The organism is Pantoea sp. ICBG 1758, from assembly GCF_002928325.1.
In the GTDB taxonomy this organism is placed as follows: domain Bacteria; phylum Pseudomonadota; class Gammaproteobacteria; order Enterobacterales; family Enterobacteriaceae; genus Pantoea; species Pantoea eucrina.
Window position 1 is genome coordinate 1420026 of record NZ_POWL01000001.1, and the last position, 19782, is coordinate 1439807.

The following is a 19782-nucleotide window of genomic DNA, read 5'->3' on the forward strand; positions in this document are numbered from 1 at the left end:
GCAAATACCGGGTAGACGTATCAGGGAGTCTGTTTTGTTACCACAACTTACCCGGTCAATTATGTCAGGCAGGAATCGGTCATGAATGCGAGTGCAGCCGCTACACAGGAATCAGCAAAGAAAGGCATGTCAGACCTTTTCGCCCGCCTGCGCGCTAATCCGCGAATTCCCTTAATCATCGCCGCGGCCGCAGCCATTGCGGTCGTGCTGGCGCTGGTGCTCTGGGCCAAAGCGCCCGACTACCGCGTGCTCTATAACAACCTCTCTGATGAAGATGGTGGCGCCATTGTCACCCAGCTGACGCAGATGAACATCCCTTACCAGTTCGCCGAAAACGGCGGTGCCCTGATGGTGCCGGCCGATAAAGTGCATGAACTGCGCCTGCGCCTCGCGCAGCAGGGTCTGCCGAAAGGCGGCTCGGTAGGCTTTGAGCTGATGGATAAAGAGAAGTTCGGTATCAGCCAGTTCAGCGAGCAGATCAACTACCAGCGTGCGCTGGAAGGTGAGCTGGCACGCACTATCGAAACGCTGGGTCCGGTCAAGGGCGTACGCGTGCATCTGGCGATGCCGAAACCTACCCTCTTCGTCCGCGAACAGAAAGCGCCGTCGGCTTCAGTGACGCTGACGCTGCAGCCAGGCCGGGCACTGGATGAAGGTCAGATCCAGGCGATTCAGCATATGGTCTCCAGCAGCGTGGCGGGCCTGCCGCCAGGCAACGTCACCGTGGTCGATCAGACCGGTCGTCTGCTGACCCGCTCCGACAGCGAAGGACGCGATCTCAACGACGCCCAGCTGAAATATGCCGCTGAAGTTGAAGCGCGTTATCAGCAGCGTATTGAAGCGATCCTGAACCCGATTGTTGGCCAGGGTAACGTCCATGCACAGGTTACCGCGCAGATTAACTTCGACCGCAGCGAACAGACGGATGAGAAGTATCAGCCAAACGCCAATCCGAACAACTCGGCGGTGCGCTCGCGTCAGACCAGCACCAGCGATCAGAACGGCAGCGCCTATCCGGGTGGCGTGCCTGGTGCGCTCTCTAATCAGCCGGCGCCCGCTAACAACGCACCGGTGACGAATCCACCGCAGCAGAATGCGGCTAATGCCCAGAACAATGCGGCGCAGAATGCCGGTACCACTACCAGCACCGCTGGCCAGAGCAGTGGCCCGAGCAGCTCCAGCCGTAATGATACGGTGAACTATGAGCTCGATCGCTCAATCCGCCACACCAAACTCAACGTTGGCGACGTGCAGCGTCTGTCGGTCGCCGTGGTCGTGAACTACCGCGATGACGGTAAAGGCAAAGCGGTCGCGCTGAACGATCAGCAGATCAAACAGATTGAAGATTTAACCCGCGAAGCGATGGGCTATTCACAGACGCGCGGCGACAGCATCAATGTGGTGAACTCGGTCTTCAATACCACCGAGCCTGCGGGTGGCGATCTGCCGTTCTGGCAGCAGCAGTCGTTCTTCGATCAGCTGATGAATGCCGGTCGCTGGCTGCTGGTGGCGCTGGTCGCCTTTATCCTCTACCGCAAGCTGGTGCGTCCGCAGCTGCTGCGCAAACGCGAAGCGGAACAGGCCGCTGCAGAAGCCGTTGCCGCCCGCGCCGCTGCGCAGGAAGAGCAAGCCGCTTACAGCGTGCAGATTAATAAAGATGAGCTGGATCAGGAGCGGAAGTCTTCTAACCGCATGAGTGCCGAAGTGATGAGCCAGCGCATCCGCGATATGTCTGAAAACGATCCGCGCGTCGTGGCGCTGGTTATCCGTGAATGGATGAGTAACGAACTATGAGTCTGACCGGTACAGAAAAAAGCGCCATCCTGATGATGACTATCGGCGAAGAGCGCGCAGCTGAAGTGTTCAAACACCTGAACCAGCGCGAAGTGCAGCACCTCAGCGCGGCGATGGCCAACATGAAGCAGATATCGCACAAGCAGCTGACGGAAGTCCTGCGCGAATTCGAGGCCGACGCTGAGCAGTTTGCGGCGCTGAGCCTGAACTCCAACGATTACCTGCGCTCGGTACTGGTCAAAGCGCTGGGCGAGGAGCGTGCCTCCAGCCTGCTGGAAGATATTCTGGAAACGCGCGAAACCACCAGCGGTATGGAGACGCTCAACTTTATGGAGCCGCAGGCGGCCGCCGATCTTATCCGCGACGAACATCCGCAGATTATCGCCACTATCCTGGTGCACCTGAAGCGTGGTCAGGCGGCCGATATTCTGGCGCTGTTTGATGAACGCCTGCGTCACGATGTGATGCTGCGTATCGCCACCTTTGGCGGCGTTCAGCCAGCGGCGCTGGCGGAGCTGACCGAAGTGCTGAACAGCCTGCTGGATGGCACCAACCTCAAGCGCGCGAAGATGGGCGGCGTGAGAACCGCGGCCGAGATTATCAACCTGATGAAAACGCAGCAGGAAGAGGCGGTCATCGAAGCCGTACGCGACTTCGACGGCGAGCTGGCGCAGAAAATCATCGACGAGATGTTCCTGTTCGAGAACCTGGTGGAAGTGGACGACCGCAGCATCCAGCGTCTGCTGCAGGAAGTGGAGTCCGAGCAGCTGCTGATTGCGCTGAAAGGTTCCGAGCAGCCGCTGCGCGAGAAGTTCCTCAAGAACATGTCTGCGCGTGCAGCCGATATTCTGCGCGACGACCTGGCCAACCGCGGTCCGGTACGTATGTCTGCGGTAGAGAACGAACAGAAAGCGATTCTGCTGGTAGTGCGCCGTCTGGCAGAAGCGGGCGAAATGGTCATCGGTGGCGGCGAGGAAACCTATGTCTGATGCATTTTCTGCCCGTCCGTGGCAGCGCTGGCTGCCTGACGATCTGGCTGCGCCGCTGAGCAGCGTGCCCGATCTGCCGCCTGCAGAACATGACGCTGACGCCGTGGCGTTCAGCGAAGAGGATGAGCAGCGGCAACAGCTGGAGCGGATGCAGCAGCAGATGCGCAAAGATGCGCAGACGCAGGGCTACAGCGAAGGCTATCAGAAAGGATTTGCGGAGGCGCAGCAGAATGGCTACGACGCCGGCTTTCAGCAGGGTCTGGCTGACGCACAGCAGCAGCAGGCACCGCTGCAGGCGCGCATGCAGCAGCTGGTGACGGAGTTTCACCATACGCTGGAAGCGCTGGATAGCGTCATCGCCTCACGGCTGATGCAGCTGGCGCTGGAGGCCGCCCGTACCGTTATCGGTCAGGCGACGCAGGTGGATGGCAGCGCCCTGCTGCGGCAAATCCAGCAGCTGATCCAGCAGGAGCCGATGTTCAGCGGCAAACCGCAGCTGCGCGTGCATCCGGACGATCTGCAGCGCGTGGAGCAGACGCTCGGCCCCACGCTGGATCTGCATGGCTGGCGGCTGCTGGCTGACAGCACGCTGCACCCCGGCGGCTGCAAGCTCAGCGCTGAGGATGGCGATCTCGACGCCAGCGTGGCCACCCGCTGGCAGGAGCTGTGCCGCCTGGCGGCACCGGGAGCACTCTGATGACGTCTCGCCTGTCGCGCTGGCTTGGCGCACTCGACTCTTTTGAACAGCGTATCAGCCAGGTGCAGTCCGTACGGCGCTATGGGCGCCTGACGCGGGCCACCGGCCTGGTGCTGGAAGCGACCGGGCTGCAGCTGCCGCTGGGCGCAACCTGCATTATCGAACGCCATGATAATGGCCATATCACTGAAGTAGAGAGTGAAGTGGTGGGTTTTAACGGACAAAAGCTGTTTCTGATGCCGCTGGAAGAAGTTGACGGCATTTTACCCGGCGCTCGCGTCTATGCGCGAATGAACGGCGATCACAGCGGCAAACAGCTGCTGCTGGGACCGGAGCTGCTGGGTCGCGTGCTGGACGGCAGCGGCAAGCCGCTGGATGGACTGCCCGCACCGGAAACCGGCTATCGCGCACCGCTGATCACCCCGCACTTTAACCCGCTGCAGCGCACGCCTATTCATGACGTGCTCGACACCGGGGTGCGTGCCATTAACGCCCTGCTGACGGTGGGACGCGGTCAGCGTATGGGCCTGTTTGCCGGTTCCGGCGTGGGCAAATCGGTGCTGCTCGGCATGATGGCGCGCTATACCAAAGCCGATGTCATTGTGGTTGGCCTGATTGGCGAGCGCGGCCGCGAAGTTAAAGAGTTTATCGAAAACATTCTGGGTGCCGAAGGCCGCGCCCGCTCGGTGGTGATCGCCGCGCCGGCCGATGTCTCTCCGCTGCTGCGCATGCAGGGTGCCGCCTACGCCACGCGCATTGCGGAAGATTTCCGCGATCGCGGTCAGCACGTGCTGCTGATCATGGACTCGCTGACGCGCTATGCGATGGCGCAGCGTGAAATTGCGCTGGCCATTGGTGAGCCACCGGCAACCAAAGGCTATCCCCCTTCCGTATTCGCCAAGCTGCCGGCGCTGGTGGAACGGGCGGGTAACGGCATCGACGGCGGCGGTTCAATCACGGCGTTTTATACCGTGCTGACCGAAGGTGACGACCAGCAGGATCCGATCGCTGACTCCGCGCGCGCCATTCTGGACGGACACATCGTTCTGTCGCGCCGGCTGGCGGAAGCGGGCCACTACCCGGCAATCGATATCGAAGCGTCAATCAGTCGCGTAATGACGTCGCTGATTGATGAAACGCATTACGCCCGGGTGCGGCAGTTTAAGCAGCTGCTGTCAAGCTATCAGCGTAACCGCGATCTGGTGAGCGTCGGCGCCTATGCCGCCGGCAGCGATCCGATGCTGGATCGGGCCATTACGCTCTATCCGCAGATGGAAGCGTTTCTGCATCAGGGAATTTTTGAACGCAGTGAATACGATGACGCCTGCCTGCACCTGCAGACGCTGTTTGGTTAACGTGGTTATCAGACGAGGCTAGCCGATGAAAACCGCCAGTGCAATTGACACCCTGCGCGACCTGGCCGAACAGGATCTGGATGACGCTGTGCTCCATCTGGGCAACATGCGGCGCGGCCAGCAGCAGGCCAATGAGCAGCTCAGCATGCTGCTGGACTATCTGGATGAGTATCGCAACAAGCTCAATCAGGATATGTCCGGCGGTATTACCAGCATGCGCTGGAGTAACTATCACCAGTTTATCCAGACGCTGGAAAAAGCGATTGACCAGCATCGCCAGCAGCTGAGCCAGTGGGATCAGCGTACTGAACAGGCGCTGGGCAGCTGGCGGGAAAAGCACAAGAAACTCAATGCCTATCAGATGCTGATTACCCGCGCTGAGGAGAGTGCATTGCGTCAGGAAAACCGTCTCGATCAGAAACGAATGGATGAATTTGCCCAACGGGCCGCACTGAGGAAAAGCGAATGACTACGCTGCAAGCCCTGCTTACGCATACTGCAAAAGTCGCTAAAACAGCTGCCGCAACTGATGCAGCGCCAGAGAGCCAGGCAATGGGTGACGGCCTGCCGTCCCACTTTATCACCGAGCTGGGAAATCAGCTGCTGGCGCTGGCTAAACAGCAGGGAAAACTGCAGCCGGGTGAAACCCGTGACGCAGGCGACGTTGCCGGTAATGACGATAAAGCGTCACTGAGTAACCTGCTGCAGGCACTGGACAAACCAGACGCTTTAAATGCACTTTTCCAGCCGGCGGGATCTAAAGCCGGGCTTAAATCCGCCGATGATAGTGATGAACATGCCGTAACGCCGTTAAGCGCCAGCGACTTACAGAATGTGCAGGCACTGTTTGCCATGCTACCGGCGATGGTGGAAAACCGGCCGCTGCTGGCTTCGGGCACGCCGCCACAGGCAGCAACTGATGCAGCCGCAGGCACGCCGCTGAACGCGGCGCTGAGCGGTGCGCTGCTGACGGGCACCGAACCGGCTACTGAGCAGGCGGAGACGGCGACACCACACATCCGCAGTCAGGATACGTCAGCGCTTACCACGCGCGCTGATGGCCTGGCCGCCGGCAGCCACGGCAGCACGGCGCCCGCCAGCAGCGCTGCACTGACGCTGGATGAGAGTTTCCGGCAGATGCTGGGGGGACTCAGTAAAAGCGATGAGCGGCAGGCGCTGTCAGCCGGGCAGGAACAGCCAGCAGCCCATCTCAGCGCTATGTTCAGCAGCAGCGCGCCGGTTAATACCGCCAGCGCCAGCCTGCAGGGCACCCCGTCAACGCCGATGCTGAATGCGCAGCTTGGCAGTCAGGAGTGGCAGCAGGCGCTGGGGCAGCAGATTGTGATGTTCAGCCGCAACGGGCAGCAGAACGCTGAACTGCGGCTGCATCCGGAGGATTTAGGCGCGCTGCAGATCAGCCTCACCATGGATAAGGACCAGGCGCAGCTGACGCTGGTCTCAGGCCACAGCCATGTCAGGGCGGCGCTGGAAGCTGCCCTGCCGCAGCTGCGCAGTGCCCTGGCGGAGAGCGGCATCAACCTGGGCCAGAGCCAGGTGAGCAGCGACGCATTTGCCCAGAGCCAGCAGCAGCACGCCGGACAACAGGAGAATCAGCGCGATGGTCAGTATGGCCGCTTTACTCAGGCGCTGGAGAGTGACAGTGAGATAACGCCTCTGGCCGTTCCGGCGGCCCTGCAGGCGCGCGCCGCCGGCAGCGGTGGCGTCGATATTTTTGCCTGACAGCAGCTAAACGCTGAAGGTAAGCGTAAAACCCGCGTCTTTTCTTCCCATTGTTTGACTTAAGACGCGGGATAATCTGTTCAGGCAAGCCGAGAGGCTTGCCCATAATTCACAGGAAGTACTGCAAACATGTCTGATAACGCGAAAGCAAAAGGCCGCAAACGTTCATTACTGATTCCGGTGTTACTGATTGTAACGCTGGCCGCTTGCAGCGTAGCAGGCTATGCAGTCTGGCGAATGATGAATAAACACGAGGGTGACAAACCGGAAGCCGCGAAAGTTGAGCCACCGCCCGCCCCCGTCTTTTTTGCAATGGATACGTTTACGGTTAACCTGGTCAATCCTGACAACGATCCCGATCGCGTGCTGTACGTAGGCTTTACCCTGCGTCTGCCGGATGAGGATACCCGTCGCCGGTTGAACGATTACCTGCCGGAAGTGCGCAGCCGTCTGCTGCTGCTGCTGTCGCGTCAGAACGCGGCGCAGCTGGCAACCGAACAGGGCAAACAGGCCCTGGTCGGACAGATTAAACAGGTGATGGCGCCGCCGCTGGTAACCGGACAACCTGCACAGGTGGTCAGTGATGTGCTGTTTACCGCCTTCATTTTGAGGTGATTTAATGGGCGATAGCATTCTCTCCCAGGCTGAAATTGACGCGCTGCTTAACGGCGACAGTGACAGCGCGGAAGTAGAGAAAATTTCCACCGGGAGCGATGGCGACATTCGCCCTTACGACCCCAATACCCAGCGTCGTGTGGTACGTGAGCGGCTGCAGGCGCTGGAGATCATCAATGAACGTTTTGCGCGCCATTTTCGTATGGCGCTGTTTAACCTGCTGCGCCGCAGCCCGGATATCAGCGTAGGGGCGATAAAAATTCAGCCCTACCACGAGTTTGCCCGCAATCTGCCGGTGCCAACCAACCTGAACCTGATCCATCTGCAGCCGCTGCGCGGCACGGCGCTGGTCGTGTTCTCGCCAAGCCTGGTGTTTATCGCCGTGGATAACCTGTTTGGTGGCGACGGGCGCTTTCCGACCAAAGTTGAGGGGCGCGAGTTTACCCATACTGAACAGCGCGTGATCCGCCGCATGCTGAAGCTGGCGCTGGATGGCTACAGCGACGCGTGGAAAGCGATCTACCCGCTGGAAGTGGAGTATGTCCGTTCAGAGATGCAGGTGAAGTTTACCAACATCACCACCTCACCTAACGATATTGTCGTTAACACCCCTTTTCAGGTGGAGATTGGCAACCTGGTCGGTGAGTTTAACATCTGTATTCCGTTTTCCATGATTGAGCCGCTGCGCGAGCTGCTGGTCAATCCACCGCTGGAGAACTCCCGCCAGGAGGATACGCACTGGCGCGACAATCTGGTGAAGCAGGTGCAGCACTCTGAGCTGGAGCTGATTGCACATTTTGCCGAAACCTCAATGCGCCTGTCGCGCATTTTGCAGCTTAAACCCGGCGATGTACTGCCAATTGAAAAGCCGGATCGCATCATTGCCCATGTGGATGGCGTTCCGGTGCTGACCAGCCAGTACGGCATGCTGAATGGCCAGTATGCGCTGCGCGTTGAACATCTGATTAACCCGATTTTGAATTCGCTGAATGAGGAACAGCCCAATGAGTGACAGCAAAAACCCGTCCGACGATATCTCCGCGGACGATCTGTGGGCTGAAGCAATGAACGAGCAGACCAGCAGCGGCAGCGCACCGGCCGCCAGTGAAAACGTGTTTAAAGCGTTTGAGAGTGCTGGCGCCAGCGGTGCCATGCAGGATATCGATCTGATCATGGATATCCCGGTCAAACTCACCGTTGAACTGGGCCGTACCAAAATGACGATCAAAGAGCTGCTGCGTCTGACGCAGGGTTCTGTGGTGTCGCTGGATGGTCTCGCCGGTGAACCGCTGGATATTCTGATCAACGGCTATCTGATTGCGCAGGGTGAAGTCGTGGTCGTGAATGATAAATATGGCGTGCGTATCACCGATATCATTACCCCTTCTGAACGCATGCGTCGTCTGAGCCGCTGATCATGCAAAACAGCGCACAAACCCTGCAGCCAGCGCACGCGCAGCCGGTGGTCTCCACCGGCTCCGTAGTGAGTCAGGTCGGCACTATGCTGGCGGTGATTGTTCTGCTGATTCTGGCCTGCGGCTGGCTGGCGAAGCGCATGGGCTTTGCGCCAAAAACGGTTAATGCACAGGCGCTGAAAGTCAGCGCCAGCGTACAGGTCGGGCGTCAGGAGCGGGTGGTGATCGTTGAAACCGCCGATGCGCGCCTGGTGCTGGGGGTAACAGCGCAGCAGATCACCCATCTGCACTCGCTGCCGCCGCTGCCGCCTGAAGAACACCCGCAGGCTCAGCCTGTACCGCAGGATTTTCGTCAGATCCTCCACAACCTGGTTAAACGTCCCGGAAAACCTTAATGATGCGTCGATTACTCTCTCTGCTGCCGCTGCTGATGCTGCTGGCACCGGCTGCGCACGCGCAGTTGCCTGGTCTGGTCAGCCAGCCGCTGGCTAATGGCGGGCAGAGCTGGTCGCTGCCGGTACAGACGCTGGTGTTTATCACCTCGCTGACCTTTATCCCGGCCGTACTGCTGATGATGACCAGCTTTACACGCATCATTATTGTATTTGGCCTGCTGCGTAACGCGCTGGGTACCCCTTCGGCCCCGCCTAATCAGGTGATGCTCGGCCTGGCACTGTTCCTGACCTTTTTCATCATGGCGCCCACGTTCGATAAAATCTACGCGGATGCCTACCTGCCCTTCAGTCAGGACAAAATCAGTATGGAAGTGGCGCTGGATAAAGGTGCCCAGCCGCTGCGTGAGTTTATGCTGCGCCAGACGCGCGAAGCCGATCTGGCCCTGTTTGCCCGCCTGGCCAATACCGCGCCTATCGACGGCCCGGAAGCGGTACCGATGCGTATTCTGCTGCCGGCGTACGTGACCAGCGAGCTGAAAACCGCATTCCAGATTGGCTTTACGGTCTTTATCCCTTTTCTGATTATCGACCTGGTGGTCGCCAGTGTACTGATGGCATTAGGTATGATGATGGTACCGCCGGCGACGATTGCGCTGCCGTTTAAGCTGATGCTGTTTGTGCTGGTCGACGGCTGGCAGCTGCTGGTGGGGTCGCTGGCCCAAAGCTTTTATTCCTGACCCTTCATTAATCTTTCCCTGACAGGAGCACAGTATGACCCCGGAATCGGTAATGGTAATGGGCCAGGAGGCGATGCGCGTCGCGCTGATGATGGCGGCTCCGCTACTGCTGGTCGCGATGGTAAGCGGGCTTATCATCAGTATTCTGCAGGCGGCAACGCAGATTAACGAACAGACGCTCTCTTTTATTCCCAAGATTCTGGCGGTGGCGGCTACCGGCGTAATCGCAGGACCGTGGATGCTGAATCTGATGCTGGATTACATTCGCACTCTGTTCAGCAACCTGCCTTATATCATTGGCTGATGGTTACCCTCGACAGCAGTCAGCTTATCCACTGGGTGGCGCAGTTTTTCTGGCCGATGGCGCGCCTGTTGGCGCTGTTTGCCAGCGCGCCGGTGCTGAACGAGCGCAATATACCCAAGCGGGTAAAGGTGGCGCTTGCGTTTGTGATCACCTGGATTTTGCTGCCGCTGTTGCCACCGGTCGACGTTACCCTGTTCTCACCTGCCGGTTTCTGGATGCTGATCCAGCAGCTGCTGATTGGTGCCGGTATCGGTCTGACCATGCAACTGGCGTTTTCAGCCGTAAAGCTGGCGGGTGAAATCATTGGTTTACAGATGGGATTATCTTTCGCTACGCTGCTGGACCCGAACACGCGGGTTAACATGCCGCTGCTGGCGCGTTTTCTCGATATGCTGGCGATGCTGCTGTTTCTGACCTTTAACGGACATCTGTGGCTGATCTCACTGCTGGCAGACAGTTTTCAGACCTTGCCCGTCAGTGCAGAGCCGCTGAGTGCTGATGCCTTTATGGGACTGGTCAAAGGTGCCGGGCTAATTTTCCTTAATGGCATGATGTTAGCGCTGCCCTTAATCATTTTGCTCCTCACGCTAAACCTGGCACTGGGTTTGTTAAACCGTGTTTCACCTCAACTGTCGGTTTTCGCTATCGGCTTTCCTGTGACCTTAACGGTCGGTATCCTCTCTATGGGTATGCTGATGCCGCTTCTTGCCCCATTCTGCGAACATCTGTTCAGCGAAGTCTTTGATTTACTCGCCCGATTTGTCTCAGAACTTTCCCCTGCACGTTAGTTAACGATACTGTTACCATTCTGAAGTGATAGTTAAGCAGTCAAAATCATTCCGTATACTTTTCAAACCATTTTTTTCAGAAATCAACTGAGGAAAATCTGATAAATCGATATTTATCGTGAAAAACATTCTTATTAAACGGTCCGTGGAGTATTTTAGTCAGACGATTCTTAAGGTGGTTTCCCTGACGAATCGGTTGGCAAAATGCTCAAGGGTATGTTTTTAAACAAAAAAAATTTAAAAGCGATTTTTCTTGTCTAATTTCCCTTTTTCCGGCATTGTCAACACTCGCTGAAGCGTCACACTTTCGCGAAACAAATGTTTTTAAGATTTGTCCTATCAGAATTGCCTGTAACATGCGCGATAGTGACACAGCTCTCAAAAACAGGGCGGAAGGTATACTTAAAGCAAATTCCTGGTGATTCCCGCTATCGCCGGGGAAAGAATGACGTGGATGGAACACAAAAAACTTCGCAGAACGGGTCAGGGAAGAGTCATGATGGCGCAGGGATATAATTTGCCAGACTGCAAAGCAGAATAAAAAAGTGTCTTTGAAAATTTCTCTCGTACCGCAAACGCGTATTCATCGTTGATTTAAACGGATAACAAATTGGTGAGGGTCGCTATAATGCCAACGATTATTATGGATTCATGTAACTACACACGCCTGGGACTGTCGGACTATATGTCGGCAAAAGGAGTTAAAAAGAAAAACATTACTGCAGCCACGGATATCGAACAGCTACAACAAAAATGCGAGCAATTAAAACCTGGCGTAGTATTTATTAACGAAGATTGCTTTATTCACGAAGCCGATTCCAGCGATCGCATTCGTGCTATTATCACACAGCACCCGGATACTCTTTTCTTTATCTTTATGGCGATCTCAAATATCCATTTTGAGGAATATCTCTACGTTCGTAAGAACCTGATTATTACATCAAAATCGATCAAGACATCGACACTCGATTCACTGCTGGGTACTTACCTGCAAAAGAAACTCAATGCGTCACCGCGTATTTCCGCCGGGATGGATATTCATCCACTGACGCTGAGCCAGACCGAATCAAATATGCTGAAAATGTGGATGTCAGGCCATGACACCATTCAGATTTCAGACAAAATGCAGATTAAGGCTAAAACCGTTTCGTCACATAAAGGCAATATTAAGCGTAAAATCAAAACGCATAATAAACAGGTTATCTATCATGTAGTACGTCTGACAGATAATGTAACCTCCGGCATTTATGTTAACGTGCGATAAGCTGTCTGCTACATAATTTATGCTGCCACAGGGCTGGTCTGATGACCAGCCCTGTTGTTTTTTAACGCTTTTGCGATCGCGATCCCATATTCTCACCTAAGCCTTTCCCCTGCCCTGCCGATGTTTGCTTTCAGAACCCTTACCACTATGAGAGCAAGGAAATGAAAACAGCATCGATCGATGTAGATAATAAGCTCAGCCTCTGGCAAAACCTGCGCCTGATGCCGCTATTCAGCGTGATATTCGGCGGCATCCTGCTGCTTTTTGCCCTGTGTATTGGTCTCGCCAGCTATTTTCTCATTCAGAGTAATAATTCGCTGAACGATGCCACCGAAGAGATTCAGGTGCGCATGGGCATTTCCAACAGCTCTAACCATCTGCGCACTGCCCGCCTTAATATACTGCAGGCGGGCGCGGCAACGCGTATTGGCGAGATGGATAGCTATCGCGCCGATCTGGCGCGGACAGAAACGCGCATTAAACAGGCGCGTGAAGGATTTACGCTTTATATGGCGCGCGATGTTAAAACGCCCGCCGATCTGGCCCTGGATGCGCCGCTGACCGCCAGCTTCAATCAATATATCGATAAAGGCGTGAAGCCGATGATTGAGTCAGCGCGTCAGGGTAGCTTCGAAGGCATTGTGGCACAGGAGACCGATGTCACCCGTAAACTGGATGACGCCTATAACGCGCTGCTGCTGAAGGCCATTAAAATCCGTACCGAGCGGGCCGAGGCGATTAACGCCGGGGCAGCGCACCAGGCGCGCCTCGGCTTTATCGCCATGGCAGCGGCGTTTGCGGCTGCATTAGTGCTGGTCGGGCTGACCTTTATTTTTCTGCGGCGGATCATTATTAATCCTCTGCGCCAGTCGGTCGTCCGCATTGAGCGAATTGCCCGGGGTGATTTGACCGCCGCCGATGTGCCGTGCGGGCGTAACGAAATCGGCATGCTGTTGCATAATCTGCAGCTGATGCAGGCGGCGCTGGTACGCACCGTGGGCAGCGTGCGCGAAGGGGCGGAGGCTATTTATCAGGGAACCAGCGAAATCTCCGCCGGGAACACCGACCTCTCTTCCCGCACCGAGCAGCAGGCATCAGCACTGGAACAGACCGCGGCCAGTATGGAGCAGCTCACCGCGACGGTGAAGCAGAATGCGGAAAATGCCCATCACGCCAGTCAGCTGGCGGCTGACGCCTCTGACAAAGCGCGCAATGGTGGCGATCTGGTCAACGGCGTAGTGAAAACCATGAACAACATCTCCGGCAGCTCGAAAAAAATTGCTGAAATCACCAACGTGATTAACAGCATCGCTTTTCAGACAAATATTCTGGCGCTGAACGCTGCGGTAGAAGCTGCCCGGGCGGGAGAACAGGGCCGCGGTTTCGCCGTTGTCGCCAGCGAAGTACGCAGCCTGGCACAGCGCAGCGCTCAGGCGGCGAAAGAGATCGAAACGCTGATTGCCGAGTCGGTCGCGCTGATTGGTGACGGATCGCATCAGGTGGGCGAAGCGGGAACCACCATGAGTGACATCGTTGAAGCCGTACGGCGCGTTACCGATATTATGGCAGAGATCGCCGCAGCCTCAGATGAGCAGAGCCGCGGTATCCAGCAGGTCAGCCTGGCGGTGACGGAGATGGATAACGTGACGCAGCAAAACGCCTCGCTGGTTGAAGAAGCCTCTTCTGCAGCGGCCTCGCTGGAAGATCAGGCGGGTAAACTGACGCAGGCGGTGGCGGCATTCCGCCTCAGCGACAGCGCTTACGCCACAACGAAAGTTACGGCGCCGGTCAACGCGGCGCCAGCGGCTCAGCGCACGGTGCGTCCGGCACTGGCGGTATCAGGCAGCGATAACTGGGAGACCTTCTGACAGCACGCGCCCCGCTGAATCGTCAGACGGGGCGCGCGGTTTGGTTTGCTCAGCCGGTGCTTTCAGGCTCAACAAATACGCCTTCGGCGTGGTCGCTTTCGTTAAAAAACCAGATGCCCAGCGGATAATCCTCCAGCGCCACCAGATACATGGTCCCTTCGTTAAACGGCTCCACCGCCAGCAGTTTACCTGCGCGGCGCGGGCCGCCGTCTGTTTTCACCGTTACGCGTTCACCTGCCTGCATTGCGACCTCTCAGCGACTGTTTTGCGCCAGTGTACCGTAAACAGGCGGCGAAATAGTGATCGCGATCAGCGACGGGCGATAACCCAGACAGCGTGGACGATGCCGGGAATATAGCCACACAGCGTCAGCAGAATGTTCAGCCAGAACGCTCCGCCAAAACCTACCTGCATGAATACGCCCAGCGGTGGCAGCAAAATAGCGATAATAATGCGCAGCAAATCCATACTAACTCCTTGTTATCAATAATAATCAAACAGCGTTAAGCATAGCTGCTTCTGGTAAAAACAGGAGCGACGTCAGGTAAAGAACTGTCAAAAGCCGCTTTTTCACTCTCTTAACGTTTTGCAGCGAGAACCCTGACGGAGAAAACGCCTATCATCATTTCGCTGCATCAACCCCAAAGAAGCAGCCAACCTAAAAGTAACAAGGATTTTTGCCCGCGCAGCGCGGGCTTTTTTTTTGCCTGTCGCGCTGCGCGCGTATGCGCGTGCCGCACTATACTCAAGACTCACCCTGGCTTTACGGAGTCCCCGTATGCGTGCAGAAGAAACCCGCCCTCGCTCCCTTCCGGCAGGCAATCCGGAACAGGAAAAAGAGCGCGACCCGGAGTGGTTTGATTCATCGGGTAAAACCGTGGATCAGGCGCGCTGCCTTTCTGAACAGTGCGAAGTGGATATTCACGATTGCAGCTTTTGCGAAGCGAATCGCTGAGAGTGATTTAAAAAAAACCCGGCTCAGGCCGGGTTAAATTTATCAATGGATTCGTTACACCAGGAAACGGTAATGCCGTTTCAGATTACGCTCACTGTGTATGAAGGCAACCGGCATTTGTGCATATAAAGTGCAGAAATATGCATATCTTCTGGCGTTAAACCGGCCAGAGAGCCGTACCGCCTGCGCTTTACCCTGCACGCTTCATGCACCGGCAGCCAGCGTCGCGCTGCCTTTTAAGATTATTCCTGGTTGTCGCGTTCGGTACGCCGGAAAAACGTGCAATCATCATAACGCTATTATACTGATTACTCTCTGCTTTACTCACCTCTGTGGTGTAAGGAGTATGACGATGATTGATCCCGATTCCCCCCTGCTGGTGGTAACCGACCTGGACGGCTCGCTGCTGGATCACCACGATTACAACTGGGAAGCTGCCCGCCCGTGGCTGGACTATTTTGCCGCACGCCAGATCCCGGTAGTGCTCTGCTCCAGTAAAACCGCTGCAGAGATTATCCCGCTGCAGAAGCGCCTGGGTTTAGGCGGAGCGCCGTTTATCGCTGAAAATGGTGCCCGCATCAGCTTTGGCGACGACGTTACGGTTAATGATGAGCCAGGCGCTGACTATCTGGCGCTGTGCGACACGCTGGCCGCGCTGAAAACGGAATTTCGCTTTACCGGCTTTCACGATCTCAGTGACAGCGACGTGGCGAGCTTTACCGGTCTGGCGCTGAGTGACGCCCGGCTAAGCCGCCTGCGTGACGCCTCGGAGGTGATTTTGTGGCGCGACGAGAGCGATAAGCTGGAGGCATTTCGCGCCGCGCTGGCCCGGCATCAGCTTGCGCTGACGCAGGGCGGACGCTTCTGGCACGTGATGCCGGAAAACTGCGGCAAAGGTATCGCGCTGACGCAGCTGCAGCAGCAGCTGATGCAGCAGGATGGCGTAAGCCGGATAACGCTGGGTCTGGGTGACGGCCCCAATGATATCCCGATGCTGGAGCAGGCGGACTACGCGGTCATTATCAAAGGTTTCAGCAAGTCGCCGGTTACACTCAGCCGTACCGATAGCGACCATATCTATCGCACAGCGCAAACCGGACCGGAAGGCTGGAGCGAAGGCATAGAACACTTTCTGGCCCCCCATAAGCCGTAATCAGAGGATGAGACGATGAGTGATTTTTATCAGAATGGCGTGATTACGAATTTCCATAACCTCACCCATCGCCGCGTGGAGTCGCTGGAAAAAGAGATGGTGCAGTTTGCCCGCCGGCGCAAGATGGGCCTGATCCTGCCCTCGCTGTTCTCCGAACTGGAGGGCCCGGCGCTGGATAATATTGTTAATGAACTGGCGCAGGTGCCCTATCTGGAAGAGATTGTGATTGGTCTCGATCGCGCCGATCGCGATCAGTTTCTGTTTGCCCGCGACTTCTTCTCACGCCTGCCCCAGCGGCACCGCATTCTGTGGAATGACGGGCCGCGCCTGAAAGCGATTGATGCAGAGCTGGATAAAGAGGGTCTCTCACCCAGCCAGCCGGGCAAAGGACGCAACGTCTGGTTCTGTACCGGTTACACCCTGGCGTCCGATCGCACCCAGTGCGTGGCGCTGCACGACTGCGACATTGTGACCTATGAGCGCGGCATGCTGGCGCGTCTGCTCTATCCGCTGGCCAACCCGGCGTTTCAGTATGAGTTTTGCAAAGGGTTTTATGCGCGCGTCGCGGATGGCAAGCTCAATGGCCGCGTCGGCCGTCTGCTGGTCGGACCGATGCTGCGTTCGCTGCAGCAGGTGTATGGCCACTCCGAATATCTCGACTACCTCAGCAGCTTTCGCTATCCCCTCTCCGGCGAGTTTGCCATGCGCACCCATGTGCTTAACGGCATTAAGATCCCTGGCGACTGGGGGCTGGAGATCGGCGTGCTGTCTGAGATCTATCGCAACTATACGACCCGACAGAGCTGTCAGGTCGAGATCGCCGATCACTATGACCACAAGCATCAGCCGCTGGCCGAAGAGGATGGTACCGGGGGGCTGAAGCGCATGAGCAGCGATATTGTCCAGTCGCTGCTGCGCAAGCTGGCGACCATGGGCGTGCCGCTGACCAGCGATTCGTTTCGCGTGCTGAAGGCGACTTATTACCGTAACGCGCTGGATATGATGGAGATCTACCGGCATGAAGCAACCATGAACGGCCTGTCGTTCGATCAGCACAAAGAGGAAGCGGCGGTGGAGATGTTTACCCAGGCCATTCTCGACGCCGGTCAGTCGTTTATTGAACGCCCCAACGATAAGCCCTTTATTCCGAGCTGGAGTCGCGTTCAGTCGGCGTTTCCGGATATTCTGCAGCGGATTTATCAGGCGGTGGAAGAAGATAACGAGGGAAAAGTGTAACGGGATACGGGACGGCGAAACCGTCCCGATCAGATTCAGCTGGCGAGCCGGGATTCCGTAGTCATGTGACTCAGTTCATCACTATGGAATGCCTCACGGCGCACGCTATAGCCATCATACCAACGACACTCAACCATTCCGCTGGCATAGCCGGTTACCACCATCGTGGGTCCGCCCTGTTTGTGCTGAACTTCATCACTCACTGCAAAGGTCATACCGCGCCCTCCCTTTTACCGTTGATTGAACGCTTAAAGGTATAGCAGCCGGACAGACAATTTGCCTATAGGATAATGTTATTAGTGTGATAAAAGAGGAATAAGCAGTGCAAAATCTGGTTTATAAACAAAGCCGGTAATGTTTATTACCGGCTTTGAAATTTTTAGCTGCGACCGTCAGATTTTGCAGCCTTCGCACTCAGCATCATCACTGAGTTCAGCCGGCACTTCGCTTGCTTTTTCCGCCGCTTTCGCTTCAGCCTGTTCCAGCTGGGCATCGATATCAAATTCAAACATATCGTCGTTCATCATCACTCTCCTGAAAATTAGTGTGCCGCGCGTTATATCGCATTGCCAGAGATAAGCGGTAAGCGGCTTGTGCGCCGCTCGCCGCGCTGGCCTGTTATGCCGACTTACCGCGAACTTTAGCGATCAGGTTAACCACCAGCAGCACAATCGCGCCGACAATAAACCCAAGCACCAGATTGGCCCCGTTACTCAGCAGGCCGGAAACCAGACCGTTAAAGCCGCTGCTGTATTCGCTGATAGCGTGATGCAGCGGCGTGATACCATGCACAATAATGCCGCCGCCCACCAGAAACATCGCCAGCGTGCCGACGACGGTAAGAATTTTCATCAGCCACGGCGCCATCGCCAGCAGAAAACCGCCCACCGCCTGCGCCAGTGAAGAGGACTTTTCCCGCAGCCAGTAGCCGAGGTCATCGATTTTCACAATCATCGCCACAATGCCATAGACACCGATGGTCACCAGAATGGCGATACCGGCGAGGATCAGCACCTGATTAAGCAGCGGCGCCTCTGACACGATGCCCAGCGTAATCGCCACGATCTCCGCTGAAAGAATAAAGTCAGTGCGTACCGCACCTTTGACCTTGCTCTTTTCATACGCGCGCGGATCCTGCTGTGCCAGGCTGTCGAGCCGCTGCTGACGCGCTTCCGGGCTCTTTTCCTCTTTATCGTGCTGCAGGCTGTGTAACACCTTTTCCACCCCTTCATAGCAGAGGTAGGCGCCCCCCAGCATCAGCAACGGCGTGATAAGCCAGGGAGCAAACGCCGAAATCACCAGCGCCAGCGGCACCAGGATCAGCTTATTCAGAAATGAGCCTTTCGCAACGCCCCAGACCACCGGCAATTCGCGATTGGCTTTGACGCCCGTGACCTGCTGCGCATTAAGCGACAAATCGTCGCCCAGCACGCCAGCGGTTTTTTTTGCCGCAACCTTGCCCATGACTGAAATGTCATCCAGCAGCGTTGCAATATCATCCAGAAGCGTAAGTAAACTGGTTCCTGCCAAAATGGTAATCCTTATTCCGGTTAGTGTTCCTGACAACAGGGGCAGCGCTCAACCCACGTCACCGACATGTCGGCGATGCCCTCACAGTCCCATTCAACGCGTAACGTTTTTCCCTGCGTATCCGCTGCGTGCAGATATTTACTCACCGGACTTTCGGTCATGCCGCTGATCTCCTCTGTGGCAATCAGCCGATCGTCGAGCCAGATGCGTGCCGTGGCCTGTGTCGCCACCAGCCGCTCGTCACGCAGCTGATAGAGCCGCCTGACCGTCAGTTTAATACTGCTCATGGTAGTGCTCCGCGTCCCAGAGAAAAACGTGATCTAAACGGTTATTGCCGCGAAAAGCAATCATCGCCGGCTAGAGTGGTTGGTAATGATGCAATCCCTGGTGATCCAGCTCCGCGCTCTGCCCGGCGGCCAGCAGCCACTCCTCAAGGCGCTCAATCAGCTGATTGTCATCCAGCCGCAGCTTACCGCGCAGCGCGCACTCCCAGACGATCAGAACCTTCCAGCCGGTCTCCTGCAGCTGCTGCACATAGCGCCGGTCACGCTCAACGTTACTGTTGATTTTGCCGTTCCAGAAACTGGTGCGCGTGGCGGGCATTTTAAACAGATAGCAGTGATGACGATGCCAGAAACAGCCGTGCACAAAGATAATGGCCTGCTGCTCAGGCAGCACGAAATCGGGCCGCCCCGGCAGCGCTTTATCCTGCACGCGAAAGCTGAAGCCGCGATCTTTCAATATCGCGGCCACGCGCTGTTCAATCGCCGTATCCTGATTGCGGATCGCGCGCATATTTTTACTGCGGATCTCTTGTGAGTGAACGTCAGCCATGCCGTTTCCTTTTCCTGCGGGCCTATTCAACTTTAGCGTTTTACGGCAAAAGCGAAAGCGGCGGCGTAAAAGAGTGCGGCACGGCGCGCAGCGCCACACGACGCGCTAATTTC

Annotated in this window: 25 protein-coding genes; 18 read left to right on the forward strand and 7 right to left on the reverse strand. The window is 56.5% G+C overall.

The features are described 5' to 3' along the window. Window positions 1-81 precede the first annotated feature (81 nt). The 15 genes from fliF to C1Y41_RS07080 all read left to right on the forward strand — a co-directional run bounded on the left by fliF (window position 82) and on the right by C1Y41_RS07080 (window position 13961). The gene (gene fliF, locus C1Y41_RS07010) at window positions 82-1794 is read left to right on the forward strand and encodes a flagellar basal-body MS-ring/collar protein FliF (protein ID WP_104085140.1); all 1713 of its coding nucleotides are present in this window, start codon (window positions 82-84) and stop codon (window positions 1792-1794) included. Beyond that, on the forward strand, window positions 1791-2783 hold the full coding sequence (gene fliG, locus C1Y41_RS07015) for a flagellar motor switch protein FliG (RefSeq protein ID WP_104085141.1): 993 nt from the start codon (window positions 1791-1793) through the stop codon (window positions 2781-2783). Before fliF ends, fliG begins: the two co-directional genes overlap by 4 nt. Next, window positions 2776-3480, forward strand: a complete 705-nt coding sequence (gene fliH, locus C1Y41_RS07020) for a flagellar assembly protein FliH (protein ID WP_039385128.1) — start codon at window positions 2776-2778, stop codon at window positions 3478-3480. The genes fliG and fliH overlap by 8 nt, the downstream gene beginning before the upstream one ends. Beyond that, entirely contained in the window at window positions 3480-4835 is a 1356-nt protein-coding gene (gene fliI, locus C1Y41_RS07025) for a flagellar protein export ATPase FliI (RefSeq protein ID WP_039385131.1), read from the forward strand. The genes fliH and fliI overlap by 1 nt, the downstream gene beginning before the upstream one ends. Before the next feature lie 25 nt (window positions 4836-4860). Further along, window positions 4861-5304 (forward strand): flagellar export protein FliJ, encoded by a 444-nt coding sequence (gene fliJ / locus C1Y41_RS07030; protein WP_039385135.1) that lies wholly within the window; start codon window positions 4861-4863, stop codon window positions 5302-5304. Further along, window positions 5301-6575, forward strand: coding sequence for a flagellar hook-length control protein FliK (locus tag C1Y41_RS07035; RefSeq protein WP_104085142.1), 1275 nt, complete (start codon window positions 5301-5303; stop codon window positions 6573-6575). Before fliJ ends, C1Y41_RS07035 begins: the two co-directional genes overlap by 4 nt. Before the next feature lie 129 nt (window positions 6576-6704). Next, window positions 6705-7190 carry a flagellar basal body-associated protein FliL gene (gene fliL, locus C1Y41_RS07040; protein ID WP_039385141.1) on the forward strand — a complete coding sequence of 162 codons (486 nt, stop codon included), beginning with the start codon at window positions 6705-6707 and terminating at the stop codon, window positions 7188-7190. A 4-nt stretch (window positions 7191-7194) separates the two neighbouring features. Next, window positions 7195-8202 (forward strand): flagellar motor switch protein FliM, encoded by a 1008-nt coding sequence (gene fliM / locus C1Y41_RS07045; protein ID WP_039385143.1) that lies wholly within the window; start codon window positions 7195-7197, stop codon window positions 8200-8202. Next, entirely contained in the window at window positions 8195-8605 is a 411-nt protein-coding gene (gene fliN / locus C1Y41_RS07050) for a flagellar motor switch protein FliN (protein WP_039385146.1), read from the forward strand. Before fliM ends, fliN begins: the two co-directional genes overlap by 8 nt. Before the next feature lie 2 nt (window positions 8606-8607). Then, complete coding sequence (fliO, locus tag C1Y41_RS07055) at window positions 8608-9000, forward strand: flagellar biosynthetic protein FliO (protein ID WP_039385149.1); 393 nt, start codon at window positions 8608-8610, stop codon at window positions 8998-9000. A gap of 2 nt (window positions 9001-9002) precedes the next feature. Continuing rightward, a complete protein-coding gene (gene fliP, locus C1Y41_RS07060; RefSeq protein WP_039385989.1) occupies window positions 9003-9737 on the forward strand; it encodes a flagellar type III secretion system pore protein FliP in 735 nt (244 codons plus the stop codon). 34 nt (window positions 9738-9771) lie between these two features. Next, window positions 9772-10041 carry a flagellar biosynthesis protein FliQ gene (fliQ, locus tag C1Y41_RS07065; protein ID WP_039385151.1) on the forward strand — a complete coding sequence of 90 codons (270 nt, stop codon included), beginning with the start codon at window positions 9772-9774 and terminating at the stop codon, window positions 10039-10041. After that, entirely contained in the window at window positions 10041-10829 is a 789-nt protein-coding gene (gene fliR, locus C1Y41_RS07070; protein WP_071667960.1) for a flagellar biosynthetic protein FliR, read from the forward strand. Before fliQ ends, fliR begins: the two co-directional genes overlap by 1 nt. Window positions 10830-11457: 628 nt before the next feature. After that, window positions 11458-12093: a transcriptional regulator RcsA gene (gene rcsA / locus C1Y41_RS07075; protein ID WP_039385157.1), complete on the forward strand. Its 636-nt coding sequence runs from the start codon at window positions 11458-11460 to the stop codon at window positions 12091-12093. Window positions 12094-12254: 161 nt separating this feature from the next. Continuing rightward, on the forward strand, window positions 12255-13961 hold the full coding sequence (locus C1Y41_RS07080) for a methyl-accepting chemotaxis protein (protein WP_104085143.1): 1707 nt from the start codon (window positions 12255-12257) through the stop codon (window positions 13959-13961). Window positions 13962-14010: 49 nt separating this feature from the next. Here C1Y41_RS07080 and dsrB read toward each other — a convergent pair whose 3' ends face one another. Together dsrB and C1Y41_RS07090 are read right to left on the reverse strand one after the other, a co-directional pair. Further along, entirely contained in the window at window positions 14011-14205 is a 195-nt protein-coding gene (gene dsrB / locus C1Y41_RS07085) for a protein DsrB (protein WP_039385162.1), read from the reverse strand. A 65-nt stretch (window positions 14206-14270) separates the two neighbouring features. Next, entirely contained in the window at window positions 14271-14429 is a 159-nt protein-coding gene (locus C1Y41_RS07090; RefSeq protein WP_039385165.1) for a YqaE/Pmp3 family membrane protein, read from the reverse strand. Between the two features lie 310 nt (window positions 14430-14739). Here C1Y41_RS07090 and C1Y41_RS20035 point away from each other — a divergent pair, with 310 nt between their 5' ends. From C1Y41_RS20035 to C1Y41_RS07100, 3 genes are all read left to right on the forward strand, one after another. Next, window positions 14740-14916 (forward strand): hypothetical protein, encoded by a 177-nt coding sequence (locus C1Y41_RS20035; protein WP_158086433.1) that lies wholly within the window; start codon window positions 14740-14742, stop codon window positions 14914-14916. A gap of 352 nt (window positions 14917-15268) precedes the next feature. Further along, window positions 15269-16069 (forward strand): mannosyl-3-phosphoglycerate phosphatase-related protein, encoded by an 801-nt coding sequence (locus tag C1Y41_RS07095; protein ID WP_094111327.1) that lies wholly within the window; start codon window positions 15269-15271, stop codon window positions 16067-16069. 15 nt (window positions 16070-16084) lie between these two features. Further along, a complete protein-coding gene (locus C1Y41_RS07100) occupies window positions 16085-17305 on the forward strand; it encodes a glycosyl transferase (RefSeq protein WP_039385170.1) in 1221 nt (406 codons plus the stop codon). Window positions 17306-17340: 35 nt separating this feature from the next. Here C1Y41_RS07100 and C1Y41_RS07105 read toward each other — a convergent pair whose 3' ends face one another. The 5 genes from C1Y41_RS07105 to C1Y41_RS07120 all read right to left on the reverse strand — a co-directional run bounded on the left by C1Y41_RS07105 (window position 17341) and on the right by C1Y41_RS07120 (window position 19669). Further along, window positions 17341-17520, reverse strand: coding sequence for a YodC family protein (locus C1Y41_RS07105; protein ID WP_039385173.1), 180 nt, complete (start codon window positions 17518-17520; stop codon window positions 17341-17343). Between the two features lie 177 nt (window positions 17521-17697). Beyond that, window positions 17698-17832 (reverse strand): hypothetical protein, encoded by a 135-nt coding sequence (locus C1Y41_RS20340; protein ID WP_255402073.1) that lies wholly within the window; start codon window positions 17830-17832, stop codon window positions 17698-17700. A 91-nt stretch (window positions 17833-17923) separates the two neighbouring features. After that, a complete protein-coding gene (locus C1Y41_RS07110) occupies window positions 17924-18835 on the reverse strand; it encodes a DUF808 domain-containing protein (protein ID WP_039385175.1) in 912 nt (303 codons plus the stop codon). 20 nt (window positions 18836-18855) lie between these two features. Next, complete coding sequence (locus C1Y41_RS07115) at window positions 18856-19122, reverse strand: hypothetical protein (protein ID WP_039385177.1); 267 nt, start codon at window positions 19120-19122, stop codon at window positions 18856-18858. Between the two features lie 70 nt (window positions 19123-19192). Further along, window positions 19193-19669 carry a very short patch repair endonuclease gene (locus tag C1Y41_RS07120; RefSeq protein WP_094111326.1) on the reverse strand — a complete coding sequence of 159 codons (477 nt, stop codon included), beginning with the start codon at window positions 19667-19669 and terminating at the stop codon, window positions 19193-19195. Window positions 19670-19782: the final 113 nt, after the last annotated feature.

Excerpts from the sequence above, each read along its gene's own strand:
- dsrB (WP_039385162.1), bottom strand. The coding sequence starts at position 14,205 with ATGCAGGCAGGTGAACGCGTAACGGTGAAAACAGACGGCGGCCCGCGC.
- C1Y41_RS07080 (WP_104085143.1), top strand. The coding sequence starts at position 12,255 with ATGAAAACAGCATCGATCGATGTAGATAATAAGCTCAGCCTCTGGCAA.
- fliR (WP_071667960.1), top strand. The coding sequence starts at position 10,041 with ATGGTTACCCTCGACAGCAGTCAGCTTATCCACTGGGTGGCGCAGTTT.
- fliG (WP_104085141.1), top strand. The coding sequence starts at position 1,791 with ATGAGTCTGACCGGTACAGAAAAAAGCGCCATCCTGATGATGACTATC.
- C1Y41_RS07105 (WP_039385173.1), bottom strand. The coding sequence starts at position 17,520 with ATGACCTTTGCAGTGAGTGATGAAGTTCAGCACAAACAGGGCGGACCC.
- fliO (WP_039385149.1), top strand. The coding sequence starts at position 8,608 with ATGCAAAACAGCGCACAAACCCTGCAGCCAGCGCACGCGCAGCCGGTG.
- C1Y41_RS07035 (WP_104085142.1), top strand. The coding sequence starts at position 5,301 with ATGACTACGCTGCAAGCCCTGCTTACGCATACTGCAAAAGTCGCTAAA.
- fliN (WP_039385146.1), top strand. The coding sequence starts at position 8,195 with ATGAGTGACAGCAAAAACCCGTCCGACGATATCTCCGCGGACGATCTG.
- C1Y41_RS07090 (WP_039385165.1), bottom strand. The coding sequence starts at position 14,429 with ATGGATTTGCTGCGCATTATTATCGCTATTTTGCTGCCACCGCTGGGC.
- C1Y41_RS07120 (WP_094111326.1), bottom strand. The coding sequence starts at position 19,669 with ATGGCTGACGTTCACTCACAAGAGATCCGCAGTAAAAATATGCGCGCG.
- fliL (WP_039385141.1), top strand. The coding sequence starts at position 6,705 with ATGTCTGATAACGCGAAAGCAAAAGGCCGCAAACGTTCATTACTGATT.
- C1Y41_RS07115 (WP_039385177.1), bottom strand. The coding sequence starts at position 19,122 with ATGAGCAGTATTAAACTGACGGTCAGGCGGCTCTATCAGCTGCGTGAC.
- C1Y41_RS07100 (WP_039385170.1), top strand. The coding sequence starts at position 16,085 with ATGAGTGATTTTTATCAGAATGGCGTGATTACGAATTTCCATAACCTC.
- rcsA (WP_039385157.1), top strand. The coding sequence starts at position 11,458 with ATGCCAACGATTATTATGGATTCATGTAACTACACACGCCTGGGACTG.
- fliM (WP_039385143.1), top strand. The coding sequence starts at position 7,195 with ATGGGCGATAGCATTCTCTCCCAGGCTGAAATTGACGCGCTGCTTAAC.
- fliP (WP_039385989.1), top strand. The coding sequence starts at position 9,003 with ATGCGTCGATTACTCTCTCTGCTGCCGCTGCTGATGCTGCTGGCACCG.
- C1Y41_RS07095 (WP_094111327.1), top strand. The coding sequence starts at position 15,269 with ATGATTGATCCCGATTCCCCCCTGCTGGTGGTAACCGACCTGGACGGC.
- fliI (WP_039385131.1), top strand. The coding sequence starts at position 3,480 with ATGACGTCTCGCCTGTCGCGCTGGCTTGGCGCACTCGACTCTTTTGAA.
- C1Y41_RS20035 (WP_158086433.1), top strand. The coding sequence starts at position 14,740 with ATGCGTGCAGAAGAAACCCGCCCTCGCTCCCTTCCGGCAGGCAATCCG.
- fliQ (WP_039385151.1), top strand. The coding sequence starts at position 9,772 with ATGACCCCGGAATCGGTAATGGTAATGGGCCAGGAGGCGATGCGCGTC.
- fliJ (WP_039385135.1), top strand. The coding sequence starts at position 4,861 with ATGAAAACCGCCAGTGCAATTGACACCCTGCGCGACCTGGCCGAACAG.
- C1Y41_RS20340 (WP_255402073.1), bottom strand. The coding sequence starts at position 17,832 with ATGATGAACGACGATATGTTTGAATTTGATATCGATGCCCAGCTGGAA.
- fliF (WP_104085140.1), top strand. The coding sequence starts at position 82 with ATGAATGCGAGTGCAGCCGCTACACAGGAATCAGCAAAGAAAGGCATG.
- fliH (WP_039385128.1), top strand. The coding sequence starts at position 2,776 with ATGTCTGATGCATTTTCTGCCCGTCCGTGGCAGCGCTGGCTGCCTGAC.